General features: G+C 73.0%; 18 protein-coding genes. 10 read left to right on the forward strand and 8 right to left on the reverse strand.

Features of this window, described 5'->3' with window-relative positions; all coding sequences use genetic code 11:
• The first annotated feature begins 81 nt into the window (after window positions 1–81).
• Both ACZOOI_RS19610 and ACZOOI_RS19615 read left to right on the forward strand, forming a co-directional pair.
• The gene (locus ACZOOI_RS19610) at window positions 82–828 is read left to right on the forward strand and encodes a hypothetical protein (protein WP_465277077.1); all 747 of its coding nucleotides are present in this window, start codon (window positions 82–84) and stop codon (window positions 826–828) included.
• Window positions 829–1,074: 246 nt separating this feature from the next.
• Window positions 1,075–1,344, forward strand: coding sequence for a hypothetical protein (locus ACZOOI_RS19615; RefSeq protein ID WP_465277078.1), 270 nt, complete (start codon window positions 1,075–1,077; stop codon window positions 1,342–1,344).
• Between the two features lie 312 nt (window positions 1,345–1,656).
• On the opposite strand, the gene ACZOOI_RS19620 is transcribed toward ACZOOI_RS19615, so the two are convergent.
• Window positions 1,657–2,793 carry a serine hydrolase domain-containing protein gene (locus tag ACZOOI_RS19620; protein WP_465277079.1) on the reverse strand — a complete coding sequence of 379 codons (1,137 nt, stop codon included), beginning with the start codon at window positions 2,791–2,793 and terminating at the stop codon, window positions 1,657–1,659.
• A 68-nt stretch (window positions 2,794–2,861) separates the two neighbouring features.
• On the reverse strand, window positions 2,862–3,464 hold the full coding sequence (locus ACZOOI_RS19625; protein WP_391582966.1) for a TetR/AcrR family transcriptional regulator: 603 nt from the start codon (window positions 3,462–3,464) through the stop codon (window positions 2,862–2,864).
• Window positions 3,465–4,626: 1,162 nt separating this feature from the next.
• Here ACZOOI_RS19625 and ACZOOI_RS19630 point away from each other — a divergent pair.
• Both ACZOOI_RS19630 and ACZOOI_RS19635 read left to right on the forward strand, forming a co-directional pair.
• Window positions 4,627–5,463 (forward strand): ABC transporter ATP-binding protein, encoded by an 837-nt coding sequence (locus tag ACZOOI_RS19630; protein WP_465277080.1) that lies wholly within the window; start codon window positions 4,627–4,629, stop codon window positions 5,461–5,463.
• Window positions 5,456–5,827, forward strand: a complete 372-nt coding sequence (locus ACZOOI_RS19635; protein ID WP_465277081.1) for a hypothetical protein — start codon at window positions 5,456–5,458, stop codon at window positions 5,825–5,827. The genes ACZOOI_RS19630 and ACZOOI_RS19635 overlap by 8 nt, the downstream gene beginning before the upstream one ends.
• Window positions 5,828–5,878: 51 nt before the next feature.
• Here ACZOOI_RS19635 and ACZOOI_RS19640 read toward each other — a convergent pair whose 3' ends face one another.
• Entirely contained in the window at window positions 5,879–6,229 is a 351-nt protein-coding gene (locus ACZOOI_RS19640; protein WP_465277082.1) for a nucleotide pyrophosphohydrolase, read from the reverse strand.
• A gap of 130 nt (window positions 6,230–6,359) precedes the next feature.
• On the opposite strand from ACZOOI_RS19640, the gene ACZOOI_RS19645 reads away from it, so the two are divergent.
• Window positions 6,360–7,151, forward strand: a complete 792-nt coding sequence (locus ACZOOI_RS19645; RefSeq protein ID WP_465277083.1) for an exodeoxyribonuclease III — start codon at window positions 6,360–6,362, stop codon at window positions 7,149–7,151.
• Window positions 7,152–7,304: 153 nt separating this feature from the next.
• Here ACZOOI_RS19645 and ACZOOI_RS19650 read toward each other — a convergent pair whose 3' ends face one another.
• The 3 genes from ACZOOI_RS19650 to ACZOOI_RS19660 all read right to left on the reverse strand — a co-directional run bounded on the left by ACZOOI_RS19650 (window position 7,305) and on the right by ACZOOI_RS19660 (window position 10,455).
• Window positions 7,305–8,462 (reverse strand): DUF5925 domain-containing protein, encoded by a 1,158-nt coding sequence (locus ACZOOI_RS19650; protein ID WP_465281239.1) that lies wholly within the window; start codon window positions 8,460–8,462, stop codon window positions 7,305–7,307.
• 263 nt (window positions 8,463–8,725) lie between these two features.
• Window positions 8,726–9,094, reverse strand: coding sequence for a GntR family transcriptional regulator (locus tag ACZOOI_RS19655; protein ID WP_465277084.1), 369 nt, complete (start codon window positions 9,092–9,094; stop codon window positions 8,726–8,728).
• A gap of 101 nt (window positions 9,095–9,195) precedes the next feature.
• Window positions 9,196–10,455 (reverse strand): MFS transporter, encoded by a 1,260-nt coding sequence (locus ACZOOI_RS19660; protein WP_465277085.1) that lies wholly within the window; start codon window positions 10,453–10,455, stop codon window positions 9,196–9,198.
• A 321-nt stretch (window positions 10,456–10,776) separates the two neighbouring features.
• Here ACZOOI_RS19660 and ACZOOI_RS19665 point away from each other — a divergent pair, with 321 nt between their 5' ends.
• From ACZOOI_RS19665 to ACZOOI_RS19675, 3 genes are read left to right on the forward strand one after another with little or no spacing between them, the layout of a single operon-like run.
• Complete coding sequence (locus ACZOOI_RS19665; protein ID WP_465277086.1) at window positions 10,777–10,965, forward strand: hypothetical protein; 189 nt, start codon at window positions 10,777–10,779, stop codon at window positions 10,963–10,965.
• A gap of 1 nt (window position 10,966) precedes the next feature.
• Window positions 10,967–13,054 (forward strand): hypothetical protein, encoded by a 2,088-nt coding sequence (locus ACZOOI_RS19670; RefSeq protein ID WP_465277087.1) that lies wholly within the window; start codon window positions 10,967–10,969, stop codon window positions 13,052–13,054.
• Window positions 13,051–13,956, forward strand: a complete 906-nt coding sequence (locus ACZOOI_RS19675) for a hypothetical protein (protein ID WP_465277088.1) — start codon at window positions 13,051–13,053, stop codon at window positions 13,954–13,956. The genes ACZOOI_RS19670 and ACZOOI_RS19675 overlap by 4 nt, the downstream gene beginning before the upstream one ends.
• 194 nt (window positions 13,957–14,150) lie before the next feature.
• Here the strand turns inward: ACZOOI_RS19675 and rpmG are convergent, their stop codons facing one another.
• Window positions 14,151–14,315, reverse strand: coding sequence for a 50S ribosomal protein L33 (gene rpmG / locus ACZOOI_RS19680; RefSeq protein ID WP_020550670.1), 165 nt, complete (start codon window positions 14,313–14,315; stop codon window positions 14,151–14,153).
• A 208-nt stretch (window positions 14,316–14,523) separates the two neighbouring features.
• Between rpmG and ACZOOI_RS19685 the strand changes: the two genes are divergently transcribed.
• Window positions 14,524–15,261, forward strand: a complete 738-nt coding sequence (locus tag ACZOOI_RS19685) for a Mut7-C RNAse domain-containing protein (RefSeq protein WP_465277089.1) — start codon at window positions 14,524–14,526, stop codon at window positions 15,259–15,261.
• Window positions 15,262–15,277: 16 nt separating this feature from the next.
• Complete coding sequence (locus tag ACZOOI_RS19690; RefSeq protein ID WP_465277090.1) at window positions 15,278–16,147, forward strand: SCO6745 family protein; 870 nt, start codon at window positions 15,278–15,280, stop codon at window positions 16,145–16,147.
• A 133-nt stretch (window positions 16,148–16,280) separates the two neighbouring features.
• On the opposite strand, the gene ACZOOI_RS19695 is transcribed toward ACZOOI_RS19690, so the two are convergent.
• A complete protein-coding gene (locus ACZOOI_RS19695; RefSeq protein WP_465277091.1) occupies window positions 16,281–17,246 on the reverse strand; it encodes a pirin family protein in 966 nt (321 codons plus the stop codon).
• Between the last annotated feature and the right edge of the window lie 95 nt (window positions 17,247–17,341).

Below are 17,341 nucleotides of genomic sequence, written 5' to 3' on the forward strand. Positions count from 1 at the left end.
GGGTGATGGCTGTTGGGCCGAACGAGGGAACGGTACGCGCGGCGAGCGTCGGGGACGGGCGGGGCGACCTAGCGTGGTCGGGTGAGCAGACACGGAAACCGGCGGGCGGCGTCGCTGGTGGTCGCGCTCGGCGTGGCCGTGCTCGGCGCGGTCGCGGTCCCGGTCGGGGCCGCGGTGCCGCTCACCGGACCCGCGCCGGCGGTCGGCCGCAGTTCGGCCGAGGCGCTTCGCCGGCCGATCCCGCCCCCGTTGCCGTCGCTGCCACCGCTGCCGTCGAGCCGGCCGCTCCGGCCGGGCGTGCGGCTGCCCGGGATGGACGCGATCCCTGCGGAGCCCTGTCCCGACCCGAGGCTTTCGAGCGCGACGGATCCGGACGAGGCGGACCTCACCTCGCTTCTGCGCGACCGCACCCGCACCCTCGGCGGCGCTCCGAGCCGGCCGGACTGCCCCGGCCTGCCGGATGCCGCCCGCAGCGCCGAGCCGGGCGCCGCGCCGGCGGTGTCGCCCGGCGCGCCCACCCGACCCGGGGCCGATCGGGCCGGAGCCGGACCGCATCGACGGCGGGCGGACGGTCGCGCCCCGTCGTTCCCCGGCAAGCTCCCGCGTCGGCCCGGCGCTCCCGGCCCGCGTGACGCCGCGGCCAAGGACCGCGGCGCCGCCGCCAAGCGGGCGGTCCACGACGGGCCCGCCGTGATCGCCCGCCGAGCCATCACCGACCACGTCGCGAACACCGGCTCCGCCCCGCTGTTGCCGCTGAGCCTGGCGGCCGGCGCCCTGCTGCTCGTCGGCGGCCTGACCCTCGCCGCCGGCCGCCGCGACCGCCCCTGAGGTGAGCGCTTGCCGCTCCCGGGCGCACCGCGCTCGGGCGCACCGCTCCCGAGCGCACCGCTCCCGAGCGCACCGCTCCCGCCCGTTGGGTTGCGCGGGTAAGCAGCCCCATTTCGCTCGTGCGTTCCGCCGCTCACCGGCACCTCGGCCGCGTAGCAACCGGCCGCGCGGCGGACGAACCGGTCTGCGCGCCGGGTCGCATGCCCGCTCCGCGGTCACGGTCGAGCCGTCCGCTACGCGCCCGGGTTGCACGGCCGCTACGCGTCCGGGTTGCACGGCCGCTACGCGTCCGGGTTGCACGGCCGCTACGCGTCCGGGTTGCACGGCCGCTACGCGTCCGGGTTGCACGGCCGCTACGCGTCCGGGTTGCACGGCCGCTACGCGTCCGGGTTGCACGTCCGCTACGCGCCCGCCACCCCACACCACACGAGCAACCGCCCCGCAGCGCCCGGCCCGACCCGGCCGCGCGGCGGACGAGCCGGTTGCGCGCCGGGTCGCATGCCCGCTCCGCGGTGACGGTCGGGCCGTCCGCTACGCGCTCGGGATGCACGTCCGCTACGCGCCCGGGTTGCACGGCCGCTACGCGTCCGCCACCCCACACGCAACCGCCCCGCAGCGACCGGCCCGACCCGGCCGCGCGGCGGACGAGTGACCCGGCGTGCGGCGGGCTCAGGCTCGGGCCACCGCCTTGGCCGGCACCTGTTCGGCCAGGTGCTCCGGGTTGGTCACCGGCGCGTCGCACGTGAAGTGCCGACACACGTACGCCGCCGGCCGGGCAGCGCGGCATCTCCGCTCCGCCCGCCCGGCCGCGCTCGCGCCCGCTCGTCGCTACCGCTCCAGGCAGCCCCGTACCGCGTCGATCAGGCCGAGTGCCCGCATGTCCGTGTGCAGGGGGGACTGGCCGTTCGTCACGTATGCGAAGGCCAGCCCCGATGCCGGGTCGGCGAAGGCCAACGGGCCGCCGCTGCCCGGGTGGCCGAATGCGGCGGAGTCGGTGGAGACGGCGAAGAACGCGGTCTCCGGCTTCATGAACCCGAGGCTGAACGCGGTGTGTTCGCCCAGGATCCGGTCCGGGCCCTCGACCACCGTGCGGGTCACCTCGGTGACGGTCGCGGGCGAGAGCAATCGCACGCCGTCCAGCGTGCCGCCCCCGGCGAGCATCGCGTACACCCGGGCCAGCGCCCGGGCGTTGGTGACACCGAGCCCGGAGGGCACCTCCCAGGCGAGTACGTCCGGGTCGTGATCCGCGCCGGGAGCGGCTAGTTCGGGCAGCGCGAGCATCGCCCGGCCGAGGTCGGAGCCGAGGTCGAGCAGCGCGGGATCCGTCGGTGCGAGGGTGGTCAGGTGCGCGAGCCTGGGCACCACGGTCGCGGGCAGGCCGATGTGCGCATCCACGCCGAGCGGGCCGGCCACCTCCTCGGCCAGGAACGTGCCCACCGTGCGACCGTCCACCCGGCGGATCAGCTCGCCCGCGTAGAAGCCCCAGGTCACCGCGTGATAGCCGTGCGCCGCACCGGGTTCCCACGCGGGCCGCTGGGCGGCCAACGCATCCGCCAGCGCGTCCGGCACGGCCACCTGGGCGAGCGTGATCGGCTCGTCCAGGAACGGCAACCCGGCCTGGTGCGAGAGCAGTTGGGCCACCGTCACGTCGCGCTTGCCGGCCGCCGCGAACTCCGGCCAGTAGCGGCATACCGGCAGCGCGGGATCGAGCAGCCCCCGGTCGATCAGCACCGCCAGGCACGTCGCCACCAGGCCCTTGGTGACCGACCAGACCACCTGTACGGTGTCCGGCTCCCAACTGCGCCCCGCGTCCGGTTCGGCCAGTCCGCCCCACAGGTCCACCACGGGCGCCCCGTGCAGGTGGACCGCCAGCGCGGCGCCCACCTCGCCGCGGAGCGCGAAGTTCTCCTCGAACGCGGCCTGTACGGGCGCGAATCCGGGCGCGACGAAACCGTCGACGTGCATCGTGTGGTCCTTTCGCGAGCGCTCGAAGTACCCCACTCCCGCCGGCGTGGCCGGCGGCCTTCGCCTCGTCAGTTCCGGGGGGTGACGCCTTCCAGTACGAGCGCCGTGAATTGGGCTTCCAATTCGGGCAGGGTGCGGTCGACGCCGGACTTCCAGCCGGCCGTCAGCCACAGCGGATAGGCGAGATAGCGGTAGACCAGCTCCGGGTCCAGGTCGGCGCGGAACTCCCCGGACTCGATCCCCTCGCGGAGGGTGTTCAGCCACAGGTCGCGGACGCGCATACCGTCCATCGCCAGATGCGCGAAGCGCGGCAGCGTGGCCAGGTACGCGTAGTCCCGGACGTACATCGTCGCCGCGTCGGGGTGGTGCTCGATGGTGCGGAACGCGGCATGCACGAGCCCGCGCAGCCGGTCGCTCGACGTTTGCGCATCGGCGAACGCCTCGTCATACCAGGTGGACAGGTCGCGCATCGCGGCGGTGAGGATCTCGTCGACCAGGTCCTCTTTGGAACCGAACCAGTGATAGATGCTGCCCGCGAGGATGCCCGACGCATCGGCTATCTCACGGACCGTCGACGCGACAACACCCTTGCGAGCGAAGAGTGTTGCGGCCTCGGACAGGATCACCTCCCGGCGCGGAAGTGCTTCGGGTTCCGTCTTCCTGCGTGCCATGAGCGCCCGTTCTCGGTCCGGCGGGTGGATGAGGCTGCCTTGGTGCTGTGCAGCCTAACCGCAGGTGGAGCGGTTGCCGTTGATCTGTGGGGGATTGCCTTCAGGGAGAACCTAAGGAAGAACCTGACTGCCTATCTAACATTTGTTAGATTGTGCTGAACCTTCTACGCCAGTTCCCGAAGCGCTGTCAAGACCCTTGCCGGCGACGGGGGTTGCGGTCTAGCTTGTGCCGCATCCGGGACTCCGTGGGGGATGGCCGGGCGGGGAGACGACGCGAGAGGCGTTGGCTCCCATGGCTCGTTGGACGACACGCACGGCGCATGCCGTGCACACGACATGCACCGCGAGGGCAGGGCGAACACCTCGGCGACCCGTCGGGGGCAATCCCCGTACGGGCGGCTCGATCCGGTCCGCCCGCACCGCGCCGTCGATCGGCGCCCGCGGCAGCGCATCGGCCGAACTCCCGGCGTCCGCACCAGGCGTGTCCTGACTCATGGCCCGCCTCGTCGCGCCGCTTGCCGCCGTCGCCCACCCGGCGATCGGCTGCCCGGCCACCGGCCCGGGGGAACTCCCGTGGACCGGCCGCCGGTTGCGTGACACCCCGGGGATGTCGACGCGTCCGGTTCCGATTCCCGTGTTCGTGGCGCGCCCGCAGGGGCTGTTCCCGACCCGGGCGACCGGATCGGGCGGGACGAGATGAACCAAACCGGTACAGAAAACGTGTCGTGGCCGGGAGGTGACGCCGGGTCAGGAGGGGAGTCGGCGTCCGACCGGGGCGCGGGGGCCGCCCCGGATACATCCGGGTCGTGGTCGGACGGGGCGGGGGAGCCCTGTTCGCCCATCGATCCGGCTTCCGGTTCGGCCCCCGATACGGGTGGTGCGCGGGCGGGGGGTGACGCCGTGTCAGGTATGGCGTCCGGTCCCGCGCACCGCCCGGGGGAAGGGTCCGAGGCCGGGGCGCGCCCGCATGCGCGCCCCGGCCCGGGGCCCGGACGGCCGTGCGGTCGGCGGCCCGAGGCAAGGCTCGCCGCGGCCGCGATCGCCGCGGCGTACGCGGATCCGCTCGGGGAAGCGGTGCCCGCGGGTTCGAGCGACCCGGCCACGCGTGCGCGAACGGCCGTCGTGCACGCGCGCGAGCCGGGTCATTCGAAGGAGGGCGACCATGCCTGACCCGGTACGGCTGTACGCGTCCGGACCCGAACCGATCCCGGCCACCGCTTCCGATCAGGTCCGCCAACCCGTCCTGCGGGCCCGGGACATCCGGGTGGACTTCGCCGGGGTCCGCGCCGTGGACGAGGTGTCCGTGCGGGTGGATCGCGGCGAGGCGGTCGGCGTGATCGGCCCGCACGGCAGCGGCAAGACCACCCTGCTGAACGCGATCACCGGAGTGGTGCCGGCCACCGGCGACCTGTTCGTGGCCGGGCTGCCGGTCCGCCTGGGCAGTCCCGAACGCTCGCGCCGGGCCGGCCTGGTCCGGATGTTCCAGACCCCGCAACCGGTTCGTGCGCTCTCCGGCGCGGACAACGTCGTGCTCGCCGGCTCGGACATCCGGCATCGAGGTCTGCTCGCGGCCTGGTTGTCCCGCCCGCTGATGGCGCGGGTCGAGCAGGAACGGCAGTTCGGCACCCGGGTCACCCCGGATCGGGCCGGCGCGCGGGGTCGATCCGAACGCGGTGCGGACGTACTGACCTACGGCGAACGGCGGTTGCTGGACATCGCGCGCGGGATGGTGGCGGTGCCTCGGGTGCTGATCCTGGACGAGCCGAGCGCCGGATTGAACGAGCGCGAGACGGACACCCTGCTGCTGCTCCTGCGCGGCGTCGCGGCGGACGGTGTGGGGCTGTTGGTGGTGGACCACAAGATCGACTTCGTCGACGCATTGTGCGATCGGGTCACCGTGTTGGAATCCGGCCGCGTGGTTGCGGAGGGCACGCCGGCCGAGGTGCGGCGGGACCGCCGCGCCGTGGACGCATGTTCCGGGGGAGTACGCGATGCCTGAGATCGAAATGCCACACGTCGACGTCGACCACGTCACCGAAACCGCCGGGATCGGCAGGATCCCGGAGCAGCGGGCGGGCACACCGGACCCGGCCGAGGGCTGCCGGATCGGCGCGCTCGCCGAGACCGCCGCAATCGGTGCGATCCGGGAGCCGCGGGCAGGCACACCGGAGCCGATCGAAGGCGCCCGGTCCGCGGTCGACGGGCTGCCCGGCGACCTCGGCGCCCTGCCGTACGAACCCGACGCCCCGCGCACCCAGACCCGACTCGTGGTCGCGGTCGGCGCGAAGCCGGGCGGACACGAGCCACGCGCCGCGCACGGGATCGGCCGTGCACGGCGCTGGATCCGGCTGCGCCGGTCCTAGCGGCACCGGGCGGAGCATCGAAGATCCGCCGCACGGCCTCGAAGACCCGCCCTACAGCCCCGGGGCGCCCGGCGGGTACTTGATCGCGTTCTTGACCATCTTGTCCCGCAGCGCCTGCGCCGGGTCGATGCCGAGCCGGTCCGCGAGCCCGAGCAGGTAGGCCAGCACGTCCGCGATCTCCTCCCGGACGTGCTCGCCGCGCGCCGGGTCCGACATCACGTCGGCGGCCTGCTCCGGGGTCAGCCACTGGAAGATCTCCACCAACTCCGCCGCCTCCACGCTCAGCGCCATCACCAGGTTCTTCGGCGTGTGGAAGGGCTGCCAGTGCCGCTCCGCGGAGAACGCGACGAGCGCGGCGGTCAGGTCGGCGAGGTCGGAACGGGTCGGGGGAGTGGTGTCCATCCCCCATGCCTACCGCATCCGACCCGCCCGGTGCGCACCGGTCGTGTCACCCCGACGAGGGAGAATGACTGCGGACGCGTCCGGTCGATCCGGCGGGTCCGAAAGCCGTCGTCCGCTCTGGAAGGTTCGCATGAGGGTCGCCACCTGGAACATCAACTCGATCGGGGCCCGGCTGCCCAAGCTCCTCGAGTGGCTGGAGCGGGCCGCGCCCGATGTGGTGTGCCTACAGGAGCTCAAGTCCACGGCCGAGGCATACCCGACCAAGGAGCTTCAGGAGATCGGCTACGAGTCGGCCGTCAACGCCGGCGGGCGCTGGAACGGCGTCGCGGTGTTGTCCAAGGTCGGCCTGGCGGACGTCACCCTCGGCCTGGAGGCGGGGCCGGGCTTCCCGGAGGTGGACGGGCCGCACGAGGCCCGGGCGGTCTCCGCGACCTGCGGCGGCGTGCGCGTGTGGTCGGTCTACGTGCCCAACGGCCGCGAGGTGGACAACCCGCACTACGCCTACAAGCTGGAGTGGCTGACCGCGCTGCGCGCCGCGGTCGCCACGGATGCGGCGGGCCCGCGACCCTTCGCCGTGCTCGGCGACTTCAACGTCGCGCCCACCGACCGGGACGTGTGGGACATCTCGCTGTTCGGCGAGAACTCCACGCACGTGACGCAGGCCGAGCGGGACGCGGTCACCGCGCTGGAGGGGGTCGGGCTGCGCGAGGTGATGCCCCGGGCGCTCAAGTACGACGTCCCGTTCACCTACTGGGACTACCGCGAACTGGGCTTCCCGAAGAACAAGGGCATGCGGATCGACTTGGTCTACGGCAACGCGCCGTTCACCACCTCGGTCACCGACGCGTACGTCGACCGCGAGGCCCGCAAGGGCAAGGGCACCAGCGACCACGCGCCGGTCGTGGTGGACCTGGACGTCTAGGGCCTGCCCGGCGGATCCGCGCGGCCCGCCGAGATCCGCCGGACAGGGCCCGGGATCGGCTCGCCCGCTCTCGGAGGCCGTCGGTGGGCTCCGAGAGCGGGCGCGTTCGGGCGCGGGTGCGCCGCGGCTCGGGCGGGCGACGGGTCGGGCGCGCTACAGGTACAACCCCTCGCCGCCGTGCTGCGGTCGTTCGACCTCCACCGGTGCCGCGCCGTTGCGCAGCGCGTACAACTCGGCGAGGGTGGCCTGGGTGCCGATGCCGTCGGCGGTGCCCAGCCACTCGCGCGCCTCGGTGAAGTCCAGCGGGCCGACGTCGATCTGGGCCAGGCACCGACCCGGGCGGACCACCGCCGGATGCAACCGGCCGAGGTTCTCGTTGGTGGTGATCGCGACCATCACGTTGCGGCCCTGCCCGAGCAGCCCGTCGGTCAGGTTCAGCAACCGGGACAACGCCTGACCGGCCGAGCGCTTGGCCTCGCCCCGGATCAGTTCGTCGCAGTCCTCCAGGACCAGCAGCCGCCACCGCTGCTTCTTGGACTTGTCGTGCGACTCCTCGTCCTCGTCGCCGCGCCCGATCGCGACGTCCATCAGATAGCCGGTGTCACCGAACAGCGCCTCCGGGTCGAGCACGCAGTCCATCCGGCACCAGTCCTGCCACGAGCGGGCCAGCGCACGCAGCGCCGTCGTCTTGCCGGTGCCGGGCGGGCCGTGCAGCAGGATCAGCCGGCCGGACACGTCGTCCGGAGTGATCTTCATCAGCCGATCGAAGGCGCCGGCGGTCGGCGCGGTGTAGTTGCGGCGGATGTCCTCCCACGGCGCGGCGGTGATCGCCCTGGTGGTGCGATACGGCCCGCGCCGGGCGGAGAAGTACCAAAAGCCCATCGCGACGGCCTCGTCCTTGGGCGGCGGATCGGCCACCGCACCCTTGACCGCCTTCTTCAACACCGCGCGGCCGACCTTCTCGTCGACGGCGGTCACGGTCACCTCGCCGCCGCCGCTGCGCCAGCGGACCGAGCGCAGGGTCCAGCCGTCGCCGACGGCGAGTTGGGAGGAGCGGTCGTCCTCCTCGACGGCGCGCACCACCCTGGCACCGCGGGGCACGAGTCGGGCGCCGGGTTTGACCCGGTCCAGGCGGGTGGTCCGGGCCCACGGCTGGGCGCCGGTCAGGAAGGCGGCGAGGGCGAGTCCGTCCACGGCGTCGTACGGGGTGTCCGCGTCATCGAGCCCGAATACGAAGGGCAGCAGCATTGAGGGGTCGTCACCGGCTGAACTCGGCGCCCCATCCGGTGGGCGGGGCGTCTGGCGAGGCATCGACATGATTTCGATGATCCGGTGCCTCGGGCCGTCCGTACAGAGGTTTTCGGGTAGCGGTTTCCCGGCCCGCCCGGTGCCGGCCGGCGACATACGGTGACCGTTCCGGGTCGCCGCGCGGGGCCGGGCGCCCGGGCGGGACAGGCGTTCGACGGCTCGACCGGGCCCGGTTCGGCGTCATCGGCTCGGGTTCGGACGGCACCACAGGCCCGGGGCCCGGCTTCGATCCCGCGCGGTGCTCGGCGCGGGATGGAAGACGGACCCTAGCCCTCGTAGACCGCGTCGAACGCGGCGAGCGCGGTCGTGATCGCCTCGTCGCGGGTCAGGCCGAGCCGGTGCGCGCGGTGCGCGTATTCGAGGGCGGCCTCGCTCGCGGCCCGCTGTGTGGTGTCGCCGACGGCGGCGACGAAGCTCCCGGAGCGACCCCGGGTCTCGATCACACCGTCCGCCTCCAACTCTCGGTAGGCGCGGGCGACGGTGTTGGGCGCGAGTCCGAGTTCGCCGGCCAGCCCGCGCACGGTGGGCAGCCGGGTGCCGGCAGGCAGCGTGCCGGCCCGGGCCTGATCGGCCAACTGGGCCCGGATTTGTTCGAACGGCGCGACGGCGGAGGTCGGATCGATGGTGATCACCATGCCCGCGAGCGTAGTGCCGGGGGCGCCGCCGACACCGGTTCGTGCACCGGGAGGGTCGGGCGGTCGTGACCGGGCGCCGACGTCGTGCTGCGGGCGCCGGCTCAGGACACCTCGGCCTCGGCCGCCGGCTCGGTGACCCGCTGATCGGTCGGCGCCCAGGACAGCGTCCTGACCTCGGGGATCACGAACGCGCCCAGGATGAGCACGACGCACGCCGCGGCGCAGGCCCACAACATGTTCGCGTTGCCGAAGGCGCTGCCCGCGGGGCCCGCCAGGGCGGTGCACGCCGGGGCCAGGGCCATCGAGCCGAGCCAGTCGTATGCGGAGACGCGGGCCACGTACTCGGGCGGGATCTCCTGGCGCAGGGTGAGTATCCAGCACACGCCGAACACCTCCATGCCCACACCGCACACGAACATCGACAGGGCGAGCAGCGGCCACGGCGTGGGAACCGCGAGTGCGGCGAAGGTGAGCGCGAGCGGCAGCAACCCCCAGTTGCCCGCCCGGAGCAGCCGGCGTGGCCGGTAGCGGACCAGGACGAGGCCGCCGAGCAGGGTGCCCACGCCCAGCGCGCTCAGCGCCACGCCCCACGGCCAGGCCGCACCCCAGTGCTCCTCGGCCACCAGTGGCCCGTACACCGTCTCGCCGGCCGTCATCATGCCGTTGAGCAGCGCGAACTGCAGGACGATCCCCCACAACCAGCGTCGGGCCACGAACACCCGCCAGCCGTCCGCGAGTTGGCGCAGCATCGGATCGTCCTCGGCCGGCTGGGCCGCGGGCAGCCGCATGAAGGTGCGGAGCAGGGCGGCCAGTACGAAGCCGACGGCGTCCAGCACGAGCACCGCCCCGGGCCCGATCGCGGTGATCAGCACCCCGCCGAGGGCTGCCCCGCCGATCTGCGAACTGCTCACCGCGACCCGGTACGCGGCCAGCGCCGGACCGGCGTGCTCGGCCTCCATCGAGGCGAACAACAATCCCTGCGCGGCGGGCAGATACAGCGCGTGCGCAGCACCGCCGATGCCGGAGAGCACCATCATCACCCACAGTTCGGTGCCGCCGGTGAGCACATAGATCCCGAAGGCCCCCTGGGACAGCGCATTCGCGACGTTGGCGAGCACCATGACGTGATGCCTGGGGAAACGATCCGCGATCACCCCGCCCAGCAACAGGAACCCCACCAGCGGCAGGGTCCGCGCGGCGGCCACGAACCCGACGCCGGTCCCGCTGCCACCGGCGGCCAGCACCGCGAACGCCGCCGCGATCAACGATCCGGAATTGCCCAGGCCGGTGATGAAGGTGGCCCCGGTCTGCAGCAGGTAGGTGCGGCTTGCCCACGAGGGCAGCCGAAGGCGGTTCGACACCCGCGACTATCGCCACAGCCACCGGGCCGTTGTCGAACCATTTCCGAGCCGCCCGCCGCGACCGAGCCGCCCGACTCGGGGCCTCGGCCACGGCCGCGCCGGCGGTCGAGTCCGTGGTCCGGTTGCGCGAGGTGGGCGCGGGCTCCGACGACGTCGCGCGCCGATTCGTCAGCGTAGATGCCGAATTGTTGGCTCTCCTGGCGGCGGATCGAGCCGGCGAATCCTGAGCGGAGGGCAAAAGTACGCCGCGCCGCAGCAGGTGCTGCGGCACGGTGGACCAGTCGAGCCCAGCGTGGTCACACACTCACCGAGGGGGAATCCGTGTCCGATGTGCCGTCGATCCGGGCGTTGTTCGCCGTGGACGCCGAGAAGTTCATGCACCACCGGGACGTGCCGTCACCCAAGGTTCGCGAGGCCGTCGGCGCGGCGCCTCCGGAGGCGTTCGCGCAGGCCGCTCCGGACCGGGACAAGCATGAGCCGCGCTTCGGCGGACCGCCGCGGAGTGTGTGAGATGGGCGTCTCCGACGAGCGACCGCTCGACCCGGTCGCCTCGGGCGACGGCGGACCACCGCGCGAGGGCGACGAAGTCGGCGGGGATCGGCGGCAGTTCGACCCGGAGCAGAGCGACGAAGCGTGGGCCGACGAGGAGTTCGCGCTCCTGGACGCGGCCACGACGGTGATCGTCAACTTCAACGGCACGACCGGGAACCACGTCTTCGGATCGCGGATGTTCGGGGACATGACCGCCGCCGGCGGCCCCGGCACCGCGAGCCGGCCGCGGCAGGCGCGGGAGGGTCCGATCTGGAAGGAGGAGAGCGATCTGGTCTGCCGCACGTTCGTGCCGCCGAAGGGATACCTGCGCGCCCGCAGCATGATGGCGCGGCATCTGATCCTGCTGACCGGCGAGGCGGAGTCGGGAAAGCGCACGCTGGCCCTGCACCTGATGCAGGACCAGTACGTCGAGAAGGTGATCGCGCTCGACCCCGAAGAGGACCTGATGACCCGCCGGATCCAGCGCGGCCGGGGCTACGTGATCGACTCCGCCGCCGCGGACCTGCTGGCCGGCTACACCCGCCACGACCTCGAAATGTTGCGCCGCCGTCTGGCCGAGCGGGACAGCGTGCTGGTGGTGACGGCGGTCGCCACCGCGCCGGTGCTCGCGCTCTGGGCGCCCTGGCACGTGCCGTGCGAACGGCCCGATCCGCTCCAGGTGCTGCACAGCCACCTCGCCCACCACCTGGGTCGGGATTGGGAGCGCCGGCATCTGGACCTGGTCGACGAGGACATCGCCGAACTGGTGCGCGCCGACGGCGGCCGGCCGGACCGGGCCGCGACCATCGCCGGCGACCTGGCCGATCTGGCCGACGGCAGGTTCACCAGGACCGAGGTGTTGACCGCGCTGCGCGATCGCGACCACGCGGCCGTGGCCGGCTGGCTGCGCGCCAATCCCGGGCGCGCGGACTGGGCGCTGATGATCGCGGCGGCGGTCTTCGAGGGGCAGGACTACGGCATCGTCACCGAGCGGGCGACGGCGCTGCGCGAGACGTTGGCCGAGCACCTGCCGATCGCGGACGGCGAACCGCTCGACGGCTGGCCGCCTCGGGACCGCGCGGCCCGGCTGGAGTCGATCAACGCGACCTCGGCGCCCGCCGACGCGACCCGGGGCGGCGCCCGCTACCGGCTCGACGTGGTCGGCTTCAACCGGCCGCACTGGGCGGCGTCGGTGCGGGCGCACATCTGGGACGTGTATCCGGACCTGCGCGACCCGCTCCTGGACTGGTTGGCCGCGACCCCACGGCATCCGCTGGACGTCCACCGGGTCGCCGCCCGGGCGGCCGGCGACTTCATCGCCACCGGCCGCGGGCACCGGCCGTTGGCGCCGGTGCTGCGCTGGGTCCGGGACGACGACGCCAAGCGCGCGATGGCGGTGCCGGCGTTGAAGACGGCGGCTCAGGACGCGGTCGTGGCCACCCAGGTGCAGCACCTGCTGACGAGTTGGAGCCGGGACACCACCCGCTCGGGGCTGCGGCTGATGGCGGCCCGGGCGTACCCGGGGCTGGCGTCGGTCTATCCCGGCCGCACGTTGACCGACCTGCTCCGCCTCGCCCGGACCGGGGATCGTGCGGTGGCGGCGGCGGCTCGGGAGGGGATCGTGGCGCTGTGCCGGGACGGCATGCGCGCGGAGTCGGTGCTGGAGCGGGTGGAGGACTGGGAAGAGGCGACGGCCGCCGCCGAGATGGCGGCCGCGCTGGTCGGCGAGGACGCCGACGGCGAACTGCTGACCGGTGAGCGGTTCCTCGCGGTGATCCGGCTCGCGGTCCGCGATCGGGACGGATACGCCGTGGTGGCCCGGATGTTCACCACGCTCCTCGGCTCCACCCGCGGTGACCGGGAGCGCGCCGCGGCCCTGCGGGAGACCTTCGCGCTGCTGTTTCGGCCCGGGCGCGGCTACGGCCTGGAACGCCTCGCGTACGACCTGACCCGGCTGGCCCACGAGGGCCTGCCCAACGGCGACGTGATCGACATCGCGGTGCTCGAACCCGCCATCAACGCGTTCGAGGAGCCGCCGGTCCCGACGAACGGGGGAGCAAGCGCATGACCGACCACCACACCTTCCTGGTCCGGCCCGCCACCGGCTCGCGCGGCCTGACCTGGCTTCGCCATCGGCTGGGGCTGCATGCCGATCACGTGCTGGTGGTGCCGTCGAGCGCGCGCCCGACGCCGACCTTCGCGGAGGTGCGCAGGGCCCCCGAGCTGTGGTGGGTGGCGGCGCGCGAGTTCGCCGACATCCGTGACTTCGAACTGCGGGTCGGACCGGACGGGGAGCGCGTTTGTCGAGTGCAGGTGCAGCTGCACTGGTGGGTACACGACGCCAAGGCGGTTGCGCTGCATCGCCCCGTCGACGCCTTCTCCTTCATTTGCCGCGACGTGGAGAATCGCATCCGCAAGGCGACGGCCGGAGTGCACGACGCCGACGAGGGTCGACTCCAGGACGAACTCGACGCCGCATTGGCCCACCCGATGGTGCTGGCGGAATACGGGCTCAGCTATCGCCCGGTGGGTGCGTTCCTGCACGCCGAGGGAATTCCGGACAGTGTCCGCGCGGCGCTGGACCAGGCGCGCTGGGCGGTGCCGCTGGAAAAGGAGCAACAGCGGCTCACCCGGATGCGGTTGGAATTTCACCGGGCGCTGATTCGAGAGGGTCCGGAGGCGCTGGTCGCGTACTGGCTGACCCGATTTCCCGATCAGATCAAGGCGGTGGTGGATCATCTTGACCGCCACGACTCGGCCGCGGGCGCGGATCTCACCTTGAGCACGGAATTGCTTGCCTTGCTCGGCGGCGCCGATGACTTCGAGCGCAATCAACTGCGGAAGTCGATCGTCGCCGGCCTTGCCGCCTCCGGGCCGCGGGGGGCGGAGGTGCTGCGCACCCTGGGCCTGTGGGACGACCTGGTGGAAGGCGGTCCGCACGCGAGGGGCGAACCGGGGGCGCGCGGGTAGCGAATCGGGCACGACCAGGGGCCGCGTACCATTTTCGGTGCGCGGCCCCGGTGGTTCGGGCGGTTCGGCGGCGGTGTGTCCGTCGCGTTTCACGGGTGCCCGTTTCACGGGTGCCCTACTGCCCGTCCGTCTCTCGCCTCATCGTTCGTGCGGCTCGGTTCATCGGTCCGCTTATCGACCGTTTCTCGGTCCGCTTAGCGTTCCTCACGGAAGAGCACGTGCTTTCCGGCGGCCGGGTCGTACTTGCGCAGCGTCATCCGGTCCGGATCGTTGCGCCGGTTCTTTCTGGTCACATAGGTGAAACCGGTCCCGGCCGTGGACCGAAGCTTCACGATCGGACGAAGCTCGTTGCGAGCCATGCACGCCTCCCGGAGTTTCGAAGTCTTGTCCCGATGCTGCTTCAAGGCGCCCGGGCGTGCGGATATTCCGTCGCCCCGGACCCGGCCGATTCGACACCCGACGGGGCGTGCTCGGCGTTTCCCGGGATCGGCGGGCCGGCCCCGCCCCGTGATCGACGGGCCCGGAAACTCCGGGCGCGGCGCGGGTCCCCGATGGGATGCTGACCGGGTGAATCGATCGGATGTGCTGCTTCAGATCCCCGCCGAGTTGCAACAGTTCCTGCCGCCGAGGCTGCGCGGCCTGCCGGTGAGCATCCCCGCCGACGGTGATTCGACGATCGGACACCTGGTGGAGTCGGCCGGACCGCCGCTGCCCGAGGTCGGCGGCCTGCTGGTGAACGGCCGGGAGGTCGGGCCGGGACACCGACCGGTCGGCGGCGAGGTGGTGGACGTGCTGCCGATCCGGCGCCCGCAGGCCATCCCGGAGTACGCCGACACGCCGCCGCGTTTCCTGCTCGACGTGCACCTGGGCGCACTGGCCCGCCGGATGCGCCTGGTCGGGATCGATACGGCCTACCACAACGACTGCGACGACCCGACCCTGGTGATCCAGGCCAACGCCGAACGCCGGGTGCTGCTCACCCAGGACCGTGGCCTGCTCCGGCGCAAGAACCTGTGGTTCGGCGCATACGTCTACGGGATCCGCGCGGACGGCCAACTCGACGACCTGCTGCGCCGGTTCGCGCTGCCGCTCGCGCCCTGGACGCGCTGTACGGCGTGCAACGGCGAGCTGCGGGCGGCGACGCGCGAGGAGGTCGAGTCCGAGGTCGAGGCGGGCACGCTGGACAAGGTGGACTCGTTCGCCCGCTGCCTTGCGTGCGACCGGGTGTACTGGCACGGCGCGCACGGGGGTCACCTGGACGAGATCGTGGAGGCGGCCCGGCGTACTGTCGCGAGCATCCGCTGATGGTTACGGTCGGGGCATGGACGCTCGCACCGGCAGGCGCTGCCACAACGTACTGAACCCGCTGCATTCGCTCGTCTACTTCGCGCCCGAAGGCGACGTCGAGTTCGCCGCCATCGGGCTGAAGAAGGGGCGGATGGGCTACTTCGCGTCCCGGGCCGCGCCGATGGGAGCGGTCGGCGCGGCCACCGTGCGGGCGACCTTCTACAACTTCGGCCCGGACCTGATCGGCAGGCACATCCCGGCCGCCTGGGAACTGGCTGCCCCGGAGGCGGTGCACGCGGCCCGGATGCGGGTGGTCGACCGGGCGCTGCGTCGGATCCTGGGCGAGGACGTGATCCGCTCGGCGGAATTGCGCGAGGCGGCCGACCTGGCCCTGTCCTGCGCGCGGGCGGGCAGGCCGGAGGGCCGGGTGCTGTACGCGGCATACGCCGAACTCGACCCGCCCGACCCGGCGGAACACCCGCACCAGGCGCTGTGGCACGCCGCCACGCTGATCCGGGAATATCGTGGCGACGGGCATCTGATGGCCCTGGTCGAGGCCGAACTGGACGGCATCGAGGCGCTGTTCACGCACACCGCGACCGGACGCGGGTTCGTCCCGGAGTTCGCGGTGGGCAGCCGCGGCTGGACCGCCGAGCAGTGGGAGGCGGCCCGCGACCGGCTGGCCGGCCGCGGCCTGGTCGACCCGACCGGCGCCCTCACCGACGCGGGCCGGGCGCTGCGGCGCTCCGTCGAGGAACACACCGACCGCCTCGGCCGCGCCCCGTTCGACCACCTCGGCGACACCGCCACGGCCCGCCTCACCGACCTGGCCGCGATGTTGACCGGTACGGCACTGGCCAATGGCGCGTTCCCGGCGGGGGTGTTTGCCACGCCGACGGGCTGATCCGGGTGGGCGGCGCGGCCCGGGGCGGGATCGTCCCGGACGAGTGCCGATCTCGCGATCTCGCGATCGAGGGCCGACCCCGGCCTCGGCCTCCGCTTCGGCTCGGTGCGCCCGGCGCCGCCCCGCCCTCGACTCAGCGCACCCGGCCCCGGGCCCGCAGGGGTACGGACGGCAAGGCCGGCGCGTCCATCCGAGGCCCGTCGTAGCCGGTCACCGTGCCGAAGTCGGACGCATCCGCCCACGCCGTGCGCGCGGCGGTGATCTCCTCGCCGGTGCGCGCGACGAAGTTCCACCACATCACGATCTCCTCGGCGAACGGCTCGCCGCCGAGCAGCATCAGATCGGCCCCGTTCGCCGACCGGATCGACAGCGAGGTCCGCCCGCAGCCCAGATACAGCAACCCGCCGGGGGTGAGCGGCACGCCGTCCACCTCGGCCTCGCCCGACATCGACATCACCGCGTACTCGAAGTCCGGCTCCAGCGGCGGCCGGACATCGGTGCCCGGCGCCAGGGTCAGATCCGCGCCGACGAGTGGGCTGTAGGCGGTGCCCGGCGAGGTGGACCCGTCCAGCGTGCCCATGATCACCGTCGCGGTCAGTCCACCGCCGGTGACCAAGGGCAGTTCGGCGTGGTGCTCGAAGTGCGGGTCCACGTGCCGGTGCGCGTCCGGCAGCGCGACCCACAACTGCGCGCCGTGCAACAACCGGGCGTGCTCGCGCGGCGACTCCTCGGAGTGCGAGATCGCCCGGCCCGAGGTCATCAGCCCCAGTTCGCCCGGCCGCACGGTGGCGAGGCTGCCCAGGCTGTCCCGGTGGAGCACGCTGCCCTCGCGCAGCCAACTCACCGTCTGGAGTCCCAGGTGCGGATGCGGCGGCACCTGCATGCCGGGCTCGTCCGCGATGTCGTCCGGCCCGTAGTGGTCCACGAAGCACCACGCGCCGATCATCCGTCGACCCAGGCTCGGCAACAACCGGCGGACCATGGTGCTCTCGCCCAGCTGTACATCGCGCGACTTCAGCAACTCGCGGACGGGTTGGCCGGGCACATCGGCTCGGCCTCCGCACGTGGTCAGGGTCGGTCGGGTATCGAGATTGCTCATGGCGCCAACGGTACGCGGACCGGGAGAGGGCGCATTCGGCGCCGCGTGGCCGGGGCTGCGCGTCCGGACCTGCGTATCCGGCGCTGCGCGACCGG

The sequence above is a fragment of the Embleya sp. L77 genome (genome assembly GCF_055557415.1).

Coding starts and splice junctions, on each gene's coding strand:
- ACZOOI_RS19620 (WP_465277079.1), bottom strand. CDS start 2,793: ATGCACGTCGACGGTTTCGTCGCGCCCGGATTCGCGCCCGTACAGGCC.
- ACZOOI_RS19625 (WP_391582966.1), bottom strand. CDS start 3,464: ATGGCACGCAGGAAGACGGAACCCGAAGCACTTCCGCGCCGGGAGGTG.
- ACZOOI_RS19630 (WP_465277080.1), top strand. CDS start 4,627: ATGCCTGACCCGGTACGGCTGTACGCGTCCGGACCCGAACCGATCCCG.
- ACZOOI_RS19635 (WP_465277081.1), top strand. CDS start 5,456: ATGCCTGAGATCGAAATGCCACACGTCGACGTCGACCACGTCACCGAA.
- ACZOOI_RS19640 (WP_465277082.1), bottom strand. CDS start 6,229: ATGGACACCACTCCCCCGACCCGTTCCGACCTCGCCGACCTGACCGCC.
- ACZOOI_RS19645 (WP_465277083.1), top strand. CDS start 6,360: ATGAGGGTCGCCACCTGGAACATCAACTCGATCGGGGCCCGGCTGCCC.
- ACZOOI_RS19650 (WP_465281239.1), bottom strand. CDS start 8,462: ATGCCTCGCCAGACGCCCCGCCCACCGGATGGGGCGCCGAGTTCAGCC.
- ACZOOI_RS19655 (WP_465277084.1), bottom strand. CDS start 9,094: ATGGTGATCACCATCGATCCGACCTCCGCCGTCGCGCCGTTCGAACAA.
- ACZOOI_RS19670 (WP_465277087.1), top strand. CDS start 10,967: ATGGGCGTCTCCGACGAGCGACCGCTCGACCCGGTCGCCTCGGGCGAC.
- ACZOOI_RS19675 (WP_465277088.1), top strand. CDS start 13,051: ATGACCGACCACCACACCTTCCTGGTCCGGCCCGCCACCGGCTCGCGC.
- rpmG (WP_020550670.1), bottom strand. CDS start 14,315: ATGGCTCGCAACGAGCTTCGTCCGATCGTGAAGCTTCGGTCCACGGCC.
- ACZOOI_RS19690 (WP_465277090.1), top strand. CDS start 15,278: ATGGACGCTCGCACCGGCAGGCGCTGCCACAACGTACTGAACCCGCTG.
- ACZOOI_RS19695 (WP_465277091.1), bottom strand. CDS start 17,246: ATGAGCAATCTCGATACCCGACCGACCCTGACCACGTGCGGAGGCCGA.